A 14,899-nucleotide genomic window follows, 5' to 3' on the forward strand; every position below is an offset into this window, starting at 1 on the left:
ACGTCAAATCTAGTTGTTTGTTATGAAACAAAACCACAATACCCTGAATCTTCTTCTTGTGAACTGCTTATGGTGAAAATAAGTTTCAGAATATTGTGTCCAAATATGTTTGTCATCGTTAAATGACATTATGGTGAAAGGCACCTAATTTACTATGATCTTTGAGTGTTATTTATTCTAAAAACAGTATTTATTCATTAGCTTACTGAGAATATCAACAGTAGGATCAATAAACTCAAAAGCAAGGAATTCATCGGGTTGATGAGCTTGTTCAATGGAGCCTGGACCAAGTACCAATGTGGGGCATAACTGTTGTAAAAAAGGCGCTTCAGTACAGTAGTTAACAGTTTCGGTATTACGCTGACAAATGTCTTCAACGCCGGTAATTATTGGGCTATCCGTGTTGCATTCATAGCCTGGAATTGGGGTATGCAGCGACGATATCTCAATACGGCCAGGCCATTGCGCTTCTACTTCTTTAAGAGCTTCTCTTAATAGATTGTCTAACCCATCTAAACTAATGCCCGGTAATGGGCGCACATCGTAGTGCAGTTCACAGCAGCCACAAATACGATTAGGGCTATCACCACCATGAATGTGACCAAGGTTTAAAGTTGGGTAGGGAATCGAAAACCCTGGGTGATGATACTGTTTGATGAGTTTGTCTTTTAATCCAATCAACGCAAACATCACTTGATTCATTATTTCCAGTGCATTCACGCCATGAGCAGGATCCGATGAATGACCTGACTTTCCGGTAATTCTAATGGCATTCGCAACATGACCTTTATGGCCTCGGATAGGCACTAGGCTAGTGGGCTCACCAATAATGCAATAATCCGGTTGAATCAGTGTATTGGCTGTAAAGTGACGAGCGCCCAGCATGGTGGTTTCTTCATCACAAGTGGCTAGAACATATAGTGGCCTTTTCTGTTTGCTCCAGTCCACCTTTTTAACGGCTTCTAATATAAAGGCAAAAAAACCTTTCATATCGGCAGTGCCTAGACCATAAAAACGATTATTATCTTCGCTGAGAGACAGTGGGTCATAGTTCCAGCGACCCTCATCAAAAGGAACGGTGTCGGTGTGGCCTGCCAGTAATAAACCGCCTTCACCACTGCCTATCTTGGCAACGAGGTTTTGTTTACCGCCTTCCACTTGTTCTATTTCGACTTCAAAACCCAGATCAGTAAACCATTGAGCCAGTTTACTGATTACTTGTTCATTGCTTTGATCCCAGCTGCTGTCAGTGGAGCTGATAGAGGAGGTCGAGATCAGACCTTTATATACATCTATAAAACCTGGAATTTTCATTTTATCTCACATCTACTGTTGACAGAGGCTCTATTACTCTGTAAAACACATATTAACGCATAATTAATGCATAAAAATCTAATATATATTGATTTGTCGTAATAGCTAATCATTTTATAGATAAATGAAGTAAAGGATTTCTCATCATGAACCAAGCGAAGCACATAGCTTTATATTCTCTCCGACGACGCCGCATCTAATTCGCTTGGTGCAGGCCCTCTGCACATTCAAATACCACTGCTAACGAGTAATGACTAGCAGTCATCTTCAAAGAATAAATCAAATTCAAAAAAATACGGAAAGACTATGTTAAAGACGACAATCATCGGTGCTAGCGGTTACACCGGCGCAGAGTTAGCCATCATGGTGAATAAACATCCAGAGCTTACGCTATCAGGTTTGTTCGTTTCGGCCAACAGCCTTGATGCGGGGAAAGCGATCAGTGAGTTGCATGGCAACCTAAAGGGGCTGGTTGATTTACCTTTGCAGCCTCTTGTGGATGTGGAGTTAGTGGCGAAGCAAAGTGACATTATATTGCTGGCTACAGCTCATGAAGTTAGCCATGACCTAGCGCCAACTTTTCTTGAAAATGACTGTGTTGTGTTTGATTTATCCGGGGCATTCAGAGTTCAGACCGACGGATTTTATGATGAGTTTTACGGTTTTGAGCACCAGCACAGCAATTGGTTAGATAAAGCTGTGTATGGCCTTGCTGAATGGAATGAAAAACAGATAGCAGAAGCACAACTGATTGCGGTTCCTGGCTGTTATCCTACCGCTTCACAACTGGCTTTAAAGCCGTTAGTGGATAATCAATTATTAGACTTAAATCAATGGCCTGTTATTAATGCAACCAGTGGTGTTTCTGGTGCTGGCCGTAAAGCTTCAGTTACCAATAGTTTTTGTGAAGTGAGCTTGCAGCCATACGGTGTATTCAACCATCGTCATCAGCCAGAAATTGCCGCGCATTTAGGTTGTGATGTGATTTTTACGCCTCACCTTGGCAACTTCAAGCGTGGCATCTTAGCCACGATTACCACGAAATTAGCGGCGGGTGTGACTCAAGAACAGGTACAGCAAGCCTTTGAGAGCAGTTATACCGATGCATCCGCAGTGCGCCTCTCAGTAGAGACCATGCCTTCGCTTCAAAATGTAGTTCAAACGCCATTTTGTGATATTGGCTGGAAAGTGAAGGGTGAACACCTGATTGTGGTATCGGCCATCGACAATCTTTTGAAAGGCGCTTCTAGCCAAGCAATGCAATGCATAAATATACGGTACGGCTTTCCTGTATTAACGGCTTTAGTGTAAGGTAAGGAGAATCTGATGAGTAAGCTTCCTTTGGTAGTGAAATTAGGTGGTGCAGCTCTGTCTTGCACTGAAACATTAGGTAAATTTTTTGGCGCTGTTAGTCAGTACCAGCAGTCGGCACAGCGTCCATTGGTAATTGTTCATGGTGGTGGGTACTTAGTGGATGAGCTGATGACAAAGATGCAGCTCGAAACCGTAAAAAAAGAGGGCTTACGTGTTACGCCTTATGAGCAAATTCCTTTTATTGCCGGTGCTCTAGCGGGGACGGCTAATAAAATGTTGCAGGGTGAAGCGATCAAAAATGGTGTAAATGCCATTGGTCTAAGCCTTGCTGATGGCGGCCTATGTAAAGTAACTGAACTTGACCCAGAGCTTGGTGCGGTGGGCAGTGCCACACCAGGTAACTCTAGTCTACTTCAAGCAATCCTCGCAACTGGTGCGGTGCCAATCATCAGCTCAATCGGGTTAACAGATGAAGGCCAGATGATGAACGTGAACGCCGATCAAGCTGCCGTCGCGGTTGCCGCGGCGCTCGATGCGGAGTTGGTCTTACTGTCGGACGTGAGTGGTGTGCTCGATGGTAAAGGCAAATTATTACCAAGCCTAGATGGCAGCCAAGCTGAAGAATTAATTAAAGGCGGTGTGATTACTGACGGCATGATCGTCAAAGTAAGAGCGGCGCTGGATGCGGCCAACGCTTTAGGTCGCCCGATTGAAGTGGCGACATGGCGATACCCAGAAAAGCTGAGTGCATTGTTTTCTGGTAGCAGTATCGGAACTCAGTTTTTAGTTTAAGTTGATGACAAGTTTTAATAATAAATAGATTTATGCCCGCGCGGAAAGAGACCGTCGGAGCGGACACAGGAGAAGTTCAATGAGCAAAGTTAACGTAAATAAAGTGGTAGTTGCCTATTCTGGCGGTCTGGATACATCCGTGATCATTCCTTGGTTAAAAGAAAACTATGATTGTGAAGTAGTGGCGTTTGTTGCCGACGTGGGTCAGGGGGCAGAGGAATTAGAAGGCATCGAAGAAAAAGCCATCGCCTCGGGTGCTTCTTCTTGTTACATCGCCGATTTAAAAGAAGAAATGGTTGCCGATTATATCTTTCCTACACTAAAAACTGGGGCATTGTACGAAGGTAAATACCTATTAGGCACTTCAATGGCGCGTCCTATTATTGCAAAGGCTCAGGTGGAATGTGCCCGTGAAGTGGGTGCCGATGCCTTGTGTCATGGGTGTACGGGTAAAGGGAACGATCAAGTTCGTTTTGAAGGTGCGTTTGCCGCTCTTGCCCCTGATCTTCATGTGATTGCGCCTTGGCGTGAGTGGGACTTGGTTAGCCGTGAAGAGTGCTTAGATTACCTTGCTGAGCGCAATATTCCTTGTACAGCATCACTCACAAAAATTTATTCTCGTGATGCAAATGCGTGGCACATCTCAACAGAAGGTGGCGTTCTGGAAGATACTTGGAATGCACCAAACGAAGATTGCTGGGCATGGACCGTGGATCCGGAGCAAGCGCCGAATGAATCTGAGCTGGTTAGTTTGAAAGTTGAAAATGGAGAAATCGTTGCCGTTGACGGTGAGACCATGACGCCATACAACGCGCTTGTTTATCTCAATGAAAAAGGTGCGAAACACGGTGTTGGTCGTATTGATATCGTAGAAAACCGGTTAGTGGGCATGAAGTCTCGTGGCTGTTATGAAACACCTGGGGGTGCGATCATGATGGAAGCATTGCGTGCCGTTGAGCAATTGGTTCTGGATAAAAGTGCTTATGAGTTCCGTGAAGAGTTGGGGCTGAAGGCATCGCACCTTGTGTATGATGGTCGTTGGTTTACACCACTATGTAATTCTATTTTGGCGGCTTCTGCGGAATTAGCCAAAGACGTGAATGGTGAAGTGGTGGTGAAGCTTTATAAAGGTCAGGCAACGGTTGTTCAAAAGCGTTCTGATAACAGTCTATATTCAGAAGAGTTTGCCACGTTCGGCGAAGACGAAGTGTATGACCAAAGTCATGCTGGTGGGTTTATTCGTCTTTACTCATTATCCAGTCGTATCCGTGCTTTGAACGAAAACAAAAAATAATAAGATCATCTTTAAGCACTGAGTAAGTAGTCGTAATTGAGCAATTAGGAGAAGCACAATGGCATTATGGGGCGGACGGTTCAGTCAAGCAGCAGATACACGGTTTAAGCAGTTCAACGATTCACTTCGTTTCGATTACCGTTTAGCGGAGCAAGATATCGTAGGCTCTATTGCCTGGTCAAAAGCATTGCGCTCAGTGGATGTGATCTCAGAGGAAGAGCAGCAGAAGCTAGAGCTTGCTTTGAATGAACTGAAATTGGCAGTGATGGAAGATCCTGAGCAAATTCTATTATCGGATGCTGAAGACATTCACAGCTGGGTGGAACAGCAACTTATCGGCAAGGTGGGTGACTTAGGTAAGAAGCTGCACACAGGACGTTCTCGTAATGACCAAGTCGCAACCGACTTAAAACTGTGGTGTCGACAGCAAGGCCATCAATTACTACTTACATTAGACAAACTACAAAGTCAGTTGGTTTCGGTAGCTCAAGCTCACCAAGGAACCGTTTTACCAGGTTACACGCATTTACAGCGTGCTCAACCAGTCACCTTTGCGCATTGGTGTCTTGCGTATGTTGAAATGTTTGAGCGTGATTATTCTCGTTTGAGCGATGCCATTACACGTTTAGATACCTGTCCGCTCGGTTCTGGTGCATTGGCGGGTACGGCTTATCCAATGGATCGTGAGCAACTTGCTCATAACCTTGGCTTCCGTCGTGCCACCAGAAACAGTTTGGATTCGGTCTCAGATCGTGATCATGTGATGGAGCTGCTCTCTGTTGCGTCTATCTCCATGCTTCATCTGTCGCGTTTATCTGAAGATATGATTTTTTACAACTCGGGTGAGTCTAATTTCATTGAGTTAGCTGATACCGTGACGTCGGGTTCTTCCTTAATGCCTCAGAAGAAAAACCCAGATGCACTGGAGTTGATCCGTGGTAAATGCGGTCGTGTGTACGCATCCATGACGGGCATGATGATGACTGTTAAAGCTCTGCCTCTTGCGTATAACAAAGATATGCAAGAAGACAAAGAAGGCCTATTTGATGCGTTGGACACCTGGAACGATTGCATGGAGATGGCCGCTTTATGTTTTGATGGTATTAAAGTCAACGGCGATCGTACGCTAGAAGCGGCGCAGCAAGGTTATGCCAATTCCACTGAGCTTGCCGATTACCTAGTTGCGAAAGGCATTCCTTTCCGTGAAGCACACCATATTGTTGGCGTTGCGGTAGTGGGCGCCATTGCTAAAGGTTGTGCATTGGAAGAGCTGTCGATAGAAGAACTGAAATCATTCTCAGACGTCATTGATGAAGATGTGTATGACATTTTAACCATTGAGTCGTGCTTGGAAAAACGGTGTGCGTTGGGCGGGGTTGCGCCTAAGCAGGTGGCGTATGCAGTTGAGCAGGCTCAGCAGCGTTTGGAAGATCGTGATTCCGTAGAGGTGAAAGTTCGTGCGGCACGCTTAACAGATTTAGATGCTTTGGAAGGTATGGTCGCGTACTGGGCTGGTTTAGGTGAAAACTTACCAAGGACTCGTAATGAGCTGGTGCGAGATATTGGTTCTTTTTCTGTTGCTGAACACCATGGTGAAGTGACGGGTTGTGCCTCTTTGTATGTCTACGACTCTGGCCTGGCAGAGATCCGCTCATTAGGCGTCGAGGCGGGGTGGCAAAATCAGGGGCAGGGCAGAGCGATTGTTCAGCACTTAGTGGATAAAGCCAAACAGATGGCGATTCAAAAAGTATTTGTTTTAACTCGTGTGCCTGAGTTCTTTATGAAGCAGAACTTTATACCAACATCGAAAATGTTATTGCCTGAAAAAGTATTAAAAGATTGTGATCAGTGCCCACGCCAACACGCTTGTGATGAAGTGGCCTTAGAGATCAGTGTGAATGAGCAAGTGATTGTAAAAACTCACGTTGCTTAAAAAAGAAATAAATTATGCAAGAAAACGCAGTGATAAATGGAACTATTACTTTTAGTCGTAGTCATACATAATACCACTGCTTTTTCTTAGAAATGAATCTAAGAGGCCTCATGACTTTTCTGGTTATGAGGCTTTGTTTTATCTAACCCTCTCCTTTCTATCTTCTTGCTTTTCTAATATTCGTTGGTCTTTTTTGCTAGACGATAATTTGTGGATTGTCTGTACTGTCATTAAATTTTAATTTTTTATAAAAGTTACTGAAACAATTCGCTGTGATGATGCACTGCGTTCTAACTACTTATTATTACAACTATTACCTGACCTGCTTACGGGCAGGAAGCAGTGCGTTATGGAGTTTACATTGTGAAAAGGAACCTGGTTACAACAGCCATTAGCACCGTACTAACTGGCTTGGTCGCGTCTTCTGTAGCAAATGCCGCAGTCCCTCAGCAGAGTGATGTTTGGTATAAAGAAGCACAAAGTTCACTTGCTGCAGCAAAAGAGCGTCAGCCAATTAATGGCCCCGCGAAAAACGTGATTTTATTTGTTGGTGATGGCATGAGTGTGGGGACGTTAACTGCCGCGCGTATTTATGCGGGTCAGCAGCAGGGCATGAAAGGAGAAGAGCACTCTTTATACATGGAGCGTTTGCCTCATGTGGCTTTGGCAAAAACCTACAATACCGACATGCAAACCCCAGATTCTGCGGGAACGGCAACGGCCATGGTGGCGGGGGTTAAAACGAAAGCGGGTGTGATCAGCGTGAATGATAATGTTCAGCGTGGCTTTTGTAGTACGGCGAAAGGCAATGAAGTGAAAACTGCGTTTCAGATGGCGGCAGAAAAAGGCATGTCGTTGGGGGTGGTGACTACTGCTCGTTTAACTCATGCGACGCCAGCAGTGACTTACGCGCACAGTGCAGATCGTAACTGGGAAAATGACGCGAAGTTACCAAATTTTGCTAAAAATACAGGCTGTGTGGATATTGCTCGTCAGTTTGTTGAGTTTGATTATGGTAATGGTTTTCAAGTGGCGTTTGGTGGCGGCCGCAGAGAGTTTATTCCTGCAGAAATGCATGATCCAGAAAATCAGGAAAAAGCCGGTAAGCGTAAAGATGGTCGTAACCTGATTAATGAATGGCAGCAGCGTTACCCTGAAGGGCAATACGTTTATGACCGCTCTGGTTTTGACAAACTAGATGCAGAGACAGAACGTGCGTTTGGCTTATTTGAAAACAGTCACATGCAGTACGAAGCGGACCGTAAAGAAAAGAACAATGAACCGTCGATTGCTGAAATGACGGAAAAGGCGATTGAGATACTAAGCAAAAATGACGATGGTTACGTTTTGATGGTAGAGGCTGGCCGTATTGATCATGCTCATCATGATGGTAATGCAGCGCGAGCGTTAGAAGATACCGTGGCTTACGATGAAGCGATACGTGTAGCGATGGAGAATACCAATCCAAATGATACGTTGATCATTGCAACGGCCGATCATGCTCATACGCTGATCTCTAATGGCTATGCTGAGCGTGGCAATCCGATTTTAGGCCTATCCAAATCAAAAGGTAAACTGAACAAAGATGAGTTTGGTAAAAACTACACCACGCTTGTTTATGGTAACGGACCTGGTGCGGTGGAAGGGGCGCGTTCGGACTTAACGGAGAAAGAAGTGTTAGATGTGAATTACCTTCAGCAATCTTTGGTTAAACTTGGCTCGGAAACTCATTCGGGTGAAGATGTGGCCATTTTTGCTCGTGGTCCTCAAGCTTGGTTATTCCAAGGTGTGGTTGAGCAGAACTACATTTTCCATGTGATGGACGATGCGCTAAGGCTGTCGAAGTAACGCGTTGTCTTTGTGTTTACTGAATAGAGCTACTTCTGGAGGCGGGAGTGGCTTTTTCTTTTTAATAAGACAATGAAATGCAAGGTGAGTAAACCACTGAAGGCGCTGGCGGCAAAAAGGGTTGTGATGGAGGAAACTGACGTAGGATTATTTTTAAAAAAGAGAAACCAGATAGCCCAAGTGACAAAGCTTAAAATACTGAGCTGAATCATACATTGCTTACATCGGCCTAGTTTCTGTTTAAAAAGAGTTGTGTCTTTACAAGTTTTGCATCCCATCGGTGTATAAGCCAATTAGAAAAAGGTGCTTTGAGTATAACGAAAAAAGCCCCCTGGAACAGAGGGCAAAGTGCCTGGGAGAGCGTAATTTATTAAGTCTTAACAGCCTGGGCCGCAGTCTAGACAGTGTTTGATCATTTCTGGACCTAGGTGCAGTTTGGCATTTAAATCTCTAAGTGCAGTGCGGACACCTTCTTCAATCACTGGGTGGTAAAACGGCATGTCTAACATTTCAGCAACGGTCATTTTATTTTGGTGTGCCCAAGCCAGTAGGTGCGCTAAATGTTCAGCATTCGGCCCCATCATTTCTGCGCCTAAGAAGCGACCTGTTCCTTGTTCACCATAAACGTGTAATACCCCTTTATTACGCAGCATCACACGGGAGCGACCTTGATTTTCAAAAGAAACAATACCAGTTTCAAAACAACCACATGAGCCTAGACGCTGAGTGATTTCTTGGTATGTTTCCCCCACCATCGCAATTTGTGGATCGGAAAATACGGCTGAGATTTTTGAGCGACGTAGACCTGCTCGAATATCAGGGAAACGACCGGCATTGTCACCAGCAATACGTGCTTGATCCGCAGCTTCATGTAGTAGTGGCAGTTGGTTGCTTGCATCACCAGCAATAAAAATGGACTCTACCGATGTTTGCAGCGTGTAGAAATCCGCTGTTGGTACACCACGCTCATCAAGCGTTAGTGTCGTGTTTTCAATATCCAATTTATCGACGTTTGGACGACGGCCTGTGGCAGCCAGTACGTAGTCAACAAGAATGGTTTCTAACTCATTTTCTTTGTTGATAAACATGATTTCCACTTGGTCGCCTTTGCGTTCCATGCGCTCTACTTTCACATCGGCATCAAGGTAGAATTCTTCATTAAATGCTTTGTCAGCGTACGCCATGACTTCTGGATCTGTCAGCGGGCCAACTTGTCCACCAAGGCCAAACAGTTTTACTTTTACACCTAAACGGTGCAGTGCTTGACCAAGCTCAAGGCCGATAACACCAGGGCCGAATACCGCGACAGATTCTGGTAAATCGTCCCAATCAAAAACATCGTCGTTTACTATCAGGCGATCACCCAGTTCATTCCATACTGCTGGGTAAGCCGGGCGAGATCCCGTCGCGATAACAACGCGTTTTGCATGAATGGTTGTGTGATCATCAACTTGTAGTGTGTTGTTATCAATGAACTTAGCGAAACCAACCACTTTGTCTTCTGCTGGGATCTCGTCTACCCCTTCAAGCACAAAGCCAACAAAGCGATCGCGTTCACGTTTGACTCGGTCCATAACTTCGCGACCGTTAATTACAGTTTTGCCCTGAGGATGAACACCGAATGCAGGTGCTTTTTCAATGTGGTGAACACTTTCCGCCGCAGCAATCAGTAGTTTTGATGGCATGCAGCCAACACGAGCACAAGTGGTGCCGTATGCGCCGCCTTCAATCATCACGACGCTGTCGGTATGTGCTTTTGCTGCTCGGTATGAGCCTAAACCTGCGGTACCACCACCAATAACGGCAACATCTACATTCAATACGTTCATTTTGGTTCTCTCTCTGGGCTGGTGTTTAGGAGAGGGAGTCGTGGCTCCCTCATTTTTGTTATATATTGTAGGTTACGCTAAGTAAGCTTCTAGCTCTTCGCTGCCACCGATGTGTTTACCACCGATGAACACTTGTGGCACTGTGCTGCGGCCTGTTACTGCACGTAGGCTCACGGTTGTTGCATCTTTACCTAGAATGACTTCTTCAAATGCTAAGCCTTTATCGATTAGGTTTTGTTTCGCTTTAGCACAGAACGGACAACCAGGTTTTGAGAATACAGTAATAGACTCTTGTACTTTGTATTCTGGTGCTACGTAAGACAACATAGTGTCAGCATCAGATACTTTGAACGGGTCGCCTGGCTCGTCGTTTTCAATGAACATTTTCTCAACAACGCCGTTTTTCACTAGCATGCTGTAGCGCCATGAACGCTTACCAAAACCTAGGTCCGCTTTGTCGACTAACATGCCCATGCCTTCACTGAATTCACCGTTACCATCAGGAATGAAAGTAATGTTTTCTGCTTCTTGGTCAGCTTTCCATGCGTTCATTACAAAAGTGTCGTTTACTGATACACATAAAATGTCGTCAACACCGTGCTCTGCAAATACAGATGCTAGTTCGTTGTAGCGTGGTAGGTGGCTTGAAGAACAGGTTGGTGTAAAGGCACCTGGTAAGCTAAATACGATGACGGTTTTGTTTTTGAATAACTCATCAGTTGTTACGTTTACCCATTCATCACCTTGGCGAGTTGGGAAAGTGACTTGTGGGATTGCTTGACCTTCTTTTGATGCGAACATAATGGTTTCCTTTAATTTTGATAATGATTGTTCCAATCGGAGTGTAGTAAGTGTTGCTCCGTTTTGATGTGATAATTATGCGATTTTGACTTTGATAGTTCTAATCGTTTAATGCTATGGTTTTGATAGTTGTTTTCTATCAATGGCAATAAAGAGGATTTCGATGAATATCCGAGATTTTGAATATTTGGTGGCGCTCTCTGAGCATCGGCACTTTCGTAAAGCGGCAGATGCGTGTTTTGTTAGCCAGCCGACTTTGAGTGGCCAAATTAAAAAGTTGGAAGAAGAAGTTGGTGTGGCTTTACTGGAGCGTACCAGTCGTCGGGTATTGTTTACTGATGCAGGGTTGCAGCTGGTGGAGCAAGCCAAAAGAATCTTAACAGAGGTGAAATGTTTTACTGAGCTAGCCAGTCAGCAAGGCAAGGAAATGTCCGGCCCTTTACATATTGGCTTTATTCCTACGGTTGGTCCATATCTATTGCCGCTTATTGTGCCATTGTTACGTGAGCAGTTTCCTGATTTGGAGCTGTTTCTTCATGAAGCCCAAACTCATCAGTTGGTGCAGCAGCTTGAAGATGGAAAATTAGATTGTGTGGTGTTAGCGGCCGTAGATGAAACCCAGCCGTTTATTGAGCTCCCGGTATATAACGAGCCAATGGTGCTGGCTGTGCCTTGTGAGCATGAATGGGCGGAAGAGGAGGATATTGACATGGGGAAACTCAACGGTCATACGGTTTTGATGCTCGGAGATGGCCATTGCTTGCGTGATCAGGCGTTGGGTTTTTGTTTTGCCGCAGGTGCAAAAGACGATGACCGATTTAAGGCCACCAGTCTTGAAACGTTACGTAATATGGTTGCGGCTGGAGGGGGGATCACCCTATTGCCTTATTTAGCGGCACCCAATGAAAGGCAGCGTGACGGTGTCTGCTACCTAACTGCAAAGCACCCAATCCCGAATCGGCAAATAGTTCTGGCGTATCGCCCTGGCTCGCCTCTGCGCCCTCGATATGAAAAGTTAGCGTCGGTGATTAAACAGCAAATGGAAGGTGTTATTCCTGCTTGTGAACAAGGTAAATAAAAAAGGAGAGCAAGCTTTGGACTTGTTCTCCTTTATTCGTGATTATTGATATGTTGCTAGATTAACGCTTAGAAGAGTTCATCACTTTCAAAGACATTGCCTGCCGATGCGCTACCTACGTACTCGGTTGGCTCTGTGCCTCGTTCGAAGTATTCAAACATGGTGGTGTGATCGCTACGATGTGTCAGCAATCCTGTTTCTCTATCAATACGCACTTTAACAACATTCACAGGGGCTTTTTTCGGTTGTGCTGGTGTGTCTTCAAGTGCCACTTTCATGAAGTTCACCCAAGCCGGTTGAGCGGTTTTCGCCCCTGCTTCTGCTCCTGTGATTTGGTTTTTATCTAGGTTGTTGTTGTAAGAAGTTCGGCCCAATTTGCGGGAGTGATCATCAAAGCCTACCCAAGAGGTCGCAACGATGCCAGGCCCATAGCCGTTAAACCAAGTATCTTTAGAGTCGTTTGTCGTTCCGGTTTTGCCACCAATGTCACGACGTTTTAATACTTGGCCACGCCAGCCTGTTCCATTCCAACCAGTACCATGCTTCCAGTTACCGCCACCCCAAATATTGCTGTACATCATTTCTCGAACTAAGAACGCCGTTTGTTCTGAGATCACTTGTTCTGCATAAGGTGATTCAGCCAAGCTGTCTTTGTATTCAAAGGTGTCTGGGTTTGGCTCGCAATTTGAGTGGCATACGGCTTTTGGTTTCGCTTGGAATTCAACTTGTCCAAACGGTGTTTCTACTCGTTCAATATAGAAAGGATCAACGTAATAACCACCATTGGCAAACACAGAGAAACCTTGGGCAACTTCCATTGGAGTTAAGCTACCAGCACCCAGAGCCAAGGTTTCAGAGCGAGGTAAATTATCTCGTTGGAAACCAAAACGAGTGAGGTAGGAGATGGTGTCGTCTAGACCCACTTCACGTAATACCCGAACTGCCATTACGTTTTTCGATTGTGCTAAACCAATACGAAGACGAGTTGGACCCACATAAGTTGGTGGTGAATTTTTTGGTCGCCATGCAGTACCTTGGCTCTTATCCCATTTATTAATTGGTGCATCATTAATAAGGGAAGCAAGAGTTAGTCCTTTATCAATGGCGGCAGCGTAAATAAACGGTTTAATGCCCGAACCAACTTGGCGTATAGACTGTGTTGCACGGTTAAATTTATTGTGGACGAAGTTGAAGCCCCCCACTAAAGATAAAATAGAACCATCTTCAGGGTTCATGGCCACAAAGGCTGTGTTCGCATTTGGAACTTGGCTTAATTGCCATTGCTCGGTTGTGGTTTCCTTATCTTTCGATTTTTGAGTCTTTGTGACTTGTCTAACCCAAATTTGTTGCCCAGCTTCAACAATGTCTTTGGCTTTTTTTGGGGCTCTGCCTTGGCGTTGATCCGTAATGAATTTACGAGCCCATTTGATGCCATCCCAAGTTAAGGTGAGTTGGCCGTTATTTTTGGTAATGACATCCACGCTTTTGTCATCGACTTTAACCACCACGGCAGGGATAAGAGCGCCATAGCTTGGTTGACGTTTTAGGTGTTTTTCAATGGCGGCCAGTTCCCATTGTGCTTGATCCGGTTGCCACAGAGTACTTACCTCACCACGGTAGCCGTGACGTTCGTCGTAAGATAACAGGTTATTGATCGCGGCATCATTGGCTGCGGTTTGCAGTTTGGAATCCACGGTAGTGTAAACACGCATGCCAGAGGTATAGGCATCTTCCCCATAGCGCTCAACCATCCAGGCACGCGCAAGCTCAGCCACATAAGGCGCACTTAATTCGATCTCTGCACCATGGTAGCGAGCCACGATAGGTTCGGCGCGAGCTTGATCATACTCGGCTTGGGTGATGTACTTTTCATCCAGCATACGAGCTAAGACCACATTGCGGCGCGCTGTAGCTCGGTTAACGGAGTAGATCGGGTTCATGGTTGACGGTGCTTTTGGTAATCCCGCTAAGGTTGCGACTTCACTTAACGTCAGTTCGCCAATTTCTTTCCCGTAATACACTTGGGCTGCAGCACCAAAACCATAAGAACGGTAGCCTAAGTAAATCTTATTAAGGTAAAGCTCGAAGATTTCATCTTTAGAAAGCAGTTGCTCAATGTGAATCGCAATGAAGATCTCTTTAATTTTACGCATGATCTTCTTTTCATTGGAGAGAAAGAAGTTTCGAGCCAGCTGTTGCGTAATGGTACTGGCTCCTTGCTTGGCTGAACCTGAGGTAGCAACCACGAAGGCAGCACGAGCGATACCAATAGGGTCAATGCCAGGGTGTTCGTAAAAACGGCTGTCTTCGGTTGCGATGATCGCTTCAAGAAGGTGAGGTGGCATATCCTCAATTTTCAATGGGATACGGCGTTTTTCACCAAACTGAGAGATGAGCTTTCCATCTTTACTGAAGATCTGCATTGGAGTTTGTAGCTGAACTTCTTTTAGCGTCGCCACATCGGGTAGTTCAGGTTTCACATGCATATAAAAACCGAATATTGTACCGACTCCAAGAAGTATGCAAATGAATGCAAAGATAAGTAATCGCTTTATGAACTTCACCGGATATTTCCTGTTTGGTTAAATTTGTGCCGTTTCAAACATTGAGCTGAATAGTATAAAGACAAGCACCGAGAAAATAACACCTTATCGTGGTTAATTTTGAAATAACTTATGCATGAGCATTAGGAGTTG

11 protein-coding genes are annotated in these 14,899 nt (G+C 45.0%); 6 read left to right on the forward strand and 5 right to left on the reverse strand.

The features are described from left to right. Nucleotides 1-177: 177 nt before the first annotated feature. Entirely contained in the window at nucleotides 178-1,314 is a 1,137-nt protein-coding gene (gene argE, locus MHO82_RS08525) for an acetylornithine deacetylase (protein WP_239183452.1), read from the reverse strand. Between the two features lie 306 nt (nucleotides 1,315-1,620). On the opposite strand from argE, the gene argC reads away from it, so the two are divergent. The 5 genes from argC (at nucleotide 1,621) to MHO82_RS08550 (ending at nucleotide 8,495) form a co-directional block, all read left to right on the forward strand. Continuing rightward, on the forward strand, nucleotides 1,621-2,625 hold the full coding sequence (gene argC, locus MHO82_RS08530; protein WP_239183453.1) for an N-acetyl-gamma-glutamyl-phosphate reductase: 1,005 nt from the start codon (nucleotides 1,621-1,623) through the stop codon (nucleotides 2,623-2,625). A 15-nt stretch (nucleotides 2,626-2,640) separates the two neighbouring features. Beyond that, nucleotides 2,641-3,420 (forward strand): acetylglutamate kinase, encoded by a 780-nt coding sequence (argB, locus tag MHO82_RS08535; RefSeq protein WP_239183454.1) that lies wholly within the window; start codon nucleotides 2,641-2,643, stop codon nucleotides 3,418-3,420. Nucleotides 3,421-3,499: 79 nt separating this feature from the next. Continuing rightward, nucleotides 3,500-4,714: an argininosuccinate synthase gene (locus MHO82_RS08540; RefSeq protein WP_239183455.1), complete on the forward strand. Its 1,215-nt coding sequence runs from the start codon at nucleotides 3,500-3,502 to the stop codon at nucleotides 4,712-4,714. A 58-nt stretch (nucleotides 4,715-4,772) separates the two neighbouring features. Then, on the forward strand, nucleotides 4,773-6,647 hold the full coding sequence (argH, locus tag MHO82_RS08545) for an argininosuccinate lyase (protein WP_239183456.1): 1,875 nt from the start codon (nucleotides 4,773-4,775) through the stop codon (nucleotides 6,645-6,647). 363 nt (nucleotides 6,648-7,010) lie between these two features. Continuing rightward, nucleotides 7,011-8,495, forward strand: a complete 1,485-nt coding sequence (locus MHO82_RS08550; protein WP_239183457.1) for an alkaline phosphatase — start codon at nucleotides 7,011-7,013, stop codon at nucleotides 8,493-8,495. A gap of 29 nt (nucleotides 8,496-8,524) precedes the next feature. Here MHO82_RS08550 and MHO82_RS08555 read toward each other — a convergent pair whose 3' ends face one another. The 3 genes from MHO82_RS08555 to MHO82_RS08565 form a co-directional block, all read right to left on the reverse strand. Further along, nucleotides 8,525-8,773, reverse strand: coding sequence for a DUF3624 domain-containing protein (locus tag MHO82_RS08555; RefSeq protein ID WP_239183511.1), 249 nt, complete (start codon nucleotides 8,771-8,773; stop codon nucleotides 8,525-8,527). 99 nt (nucleotides 8,774-8,872) lie between these two features. Further along, nucleotides 8,873-10,324 carry a dihydrolipoyl dehydrogenase gene (locus tag MHO82_RS08560; protein WP_239183458.1) on the reverse strand — a complete coding sequence of 484 codons (1,452 nt, stop codon included), beginning with the start codon at nucleotides 10,322-10,324 and terminating at the stop codon, nucleotides 8,873-8,875. Between the two features lie 72 nt (nucleotides 10,325-10,396). Beyond that, complete coding sequence (locus MHO82_RS08565) at nucleotides 10,397-11,125, reverse strand: glutathione peroxidase (protein WP_239183459.1); 729 nt, start codon at nucleotides 11,123-11,125, stop codon at nucleotides 10,397-10,399. Between the two features lie 163 nt (nucleotides 11,126-11,288). Between MHO82_RS08565 and oxyR the strand changes: the two genes are divergently transcribed. Then, nucleotides 11,289-12,203, forward strand: a complete 915-nt coding sequence (gene oxyR, locus MHO82_RS08570; protein WP_239183460.1) for a DNA-binding transcriptional regulator OxyR — start codon at nucleotides 11,289-11,291, stop codon at nucleotides 12,201-12,203. 68 nt (nucleotides 12,204-12,271) lie between these two features. Here oxyR and MHO82_RS08575 read toward each other — a convergent pair whose 3' ends face one another. Then, nucleotides 12,272-14,767, reverse strand: a complete 2,496-nt coding sequence (locus MHO82_RS08575) for a PBP1A family penicillin-binding protein (RefSeq protein ID WP_239183461.1) — start codon at nucleotides 14,765-14,767, stop codon at nucleotides 12,272-12,274. Between the last annotated feature and the right edge of the window lie 132 nt (nucleotides 14,768-14,899).

It is taken from the genome of Vibrio sp. Of7-15, from assembly GCF_022347565.1.
Taxonomy (GTDB): Bacteria; Pseudomonadota; Gammaproteobacteria; order Enterobacterales; family Vibrionaceae; genus NORP241.

Coding starts and splice junctions, on each gene's coding strand:
- argB (WP_239183454.1), top strand. CDS start 2,641: ATGAGTAAGCTTCCTTTGGTAGTGAAATTAGGTGGTGCAGCTCTGTCT.
- MHO82_RS08565 (WP_239183459.1), bottom strand. CDS start 11,125: ATGTTCGCATCAAAAGAAGGTCAAGCAATCCCACAAGTCACTTTCCCA.
- argH (WP_239183456.1), top strand. CDS start 4,773: ATGGCATTATGGGGCGGACGGTTCAGTCAAGCAGCAGATACACGGTTT.
- argE (WP_239183452.1), bottom strand. CDS start 1,314: ATGAAAATTCCAGGTTTTATAGATGTATATAAAGGTCTGATCTCGACC.
- MHO82_RS08555 (WP_239183511.1), bottom strand. CDS start 8,773: ATGGGATGCAAAACTTGTAAAGACACAACTCTTTTTAAACAGAAACTA.
- oxyR (WP_239183460.1), top strand. CDS start 11,289: ATGAATATCCGAGATTTTGAATATTTGGTGGCGCTCTCTGAGCATCGG.
- argC (WP_239183453.1), top strand. CDS start 1,621: ATGTTAAAGACGACAATCATCGGTGCTAGCGGTTACACCGGCGCAGAG.
- MHO82_RS08540 (WP_239183455.1), top strand. CDS start 3,500: ATGAGCAAAGTTAACGTAAATAAAGTGGTAGTTGCCTATTCTGGCGGT.
- MHO82_RS08560 (WP_239183458.1), bottom strand. CDS start 10,324: ATGAACGTATTGAATGTAGATGTTGCCGTTATTGGTGGTGGTACCGCA.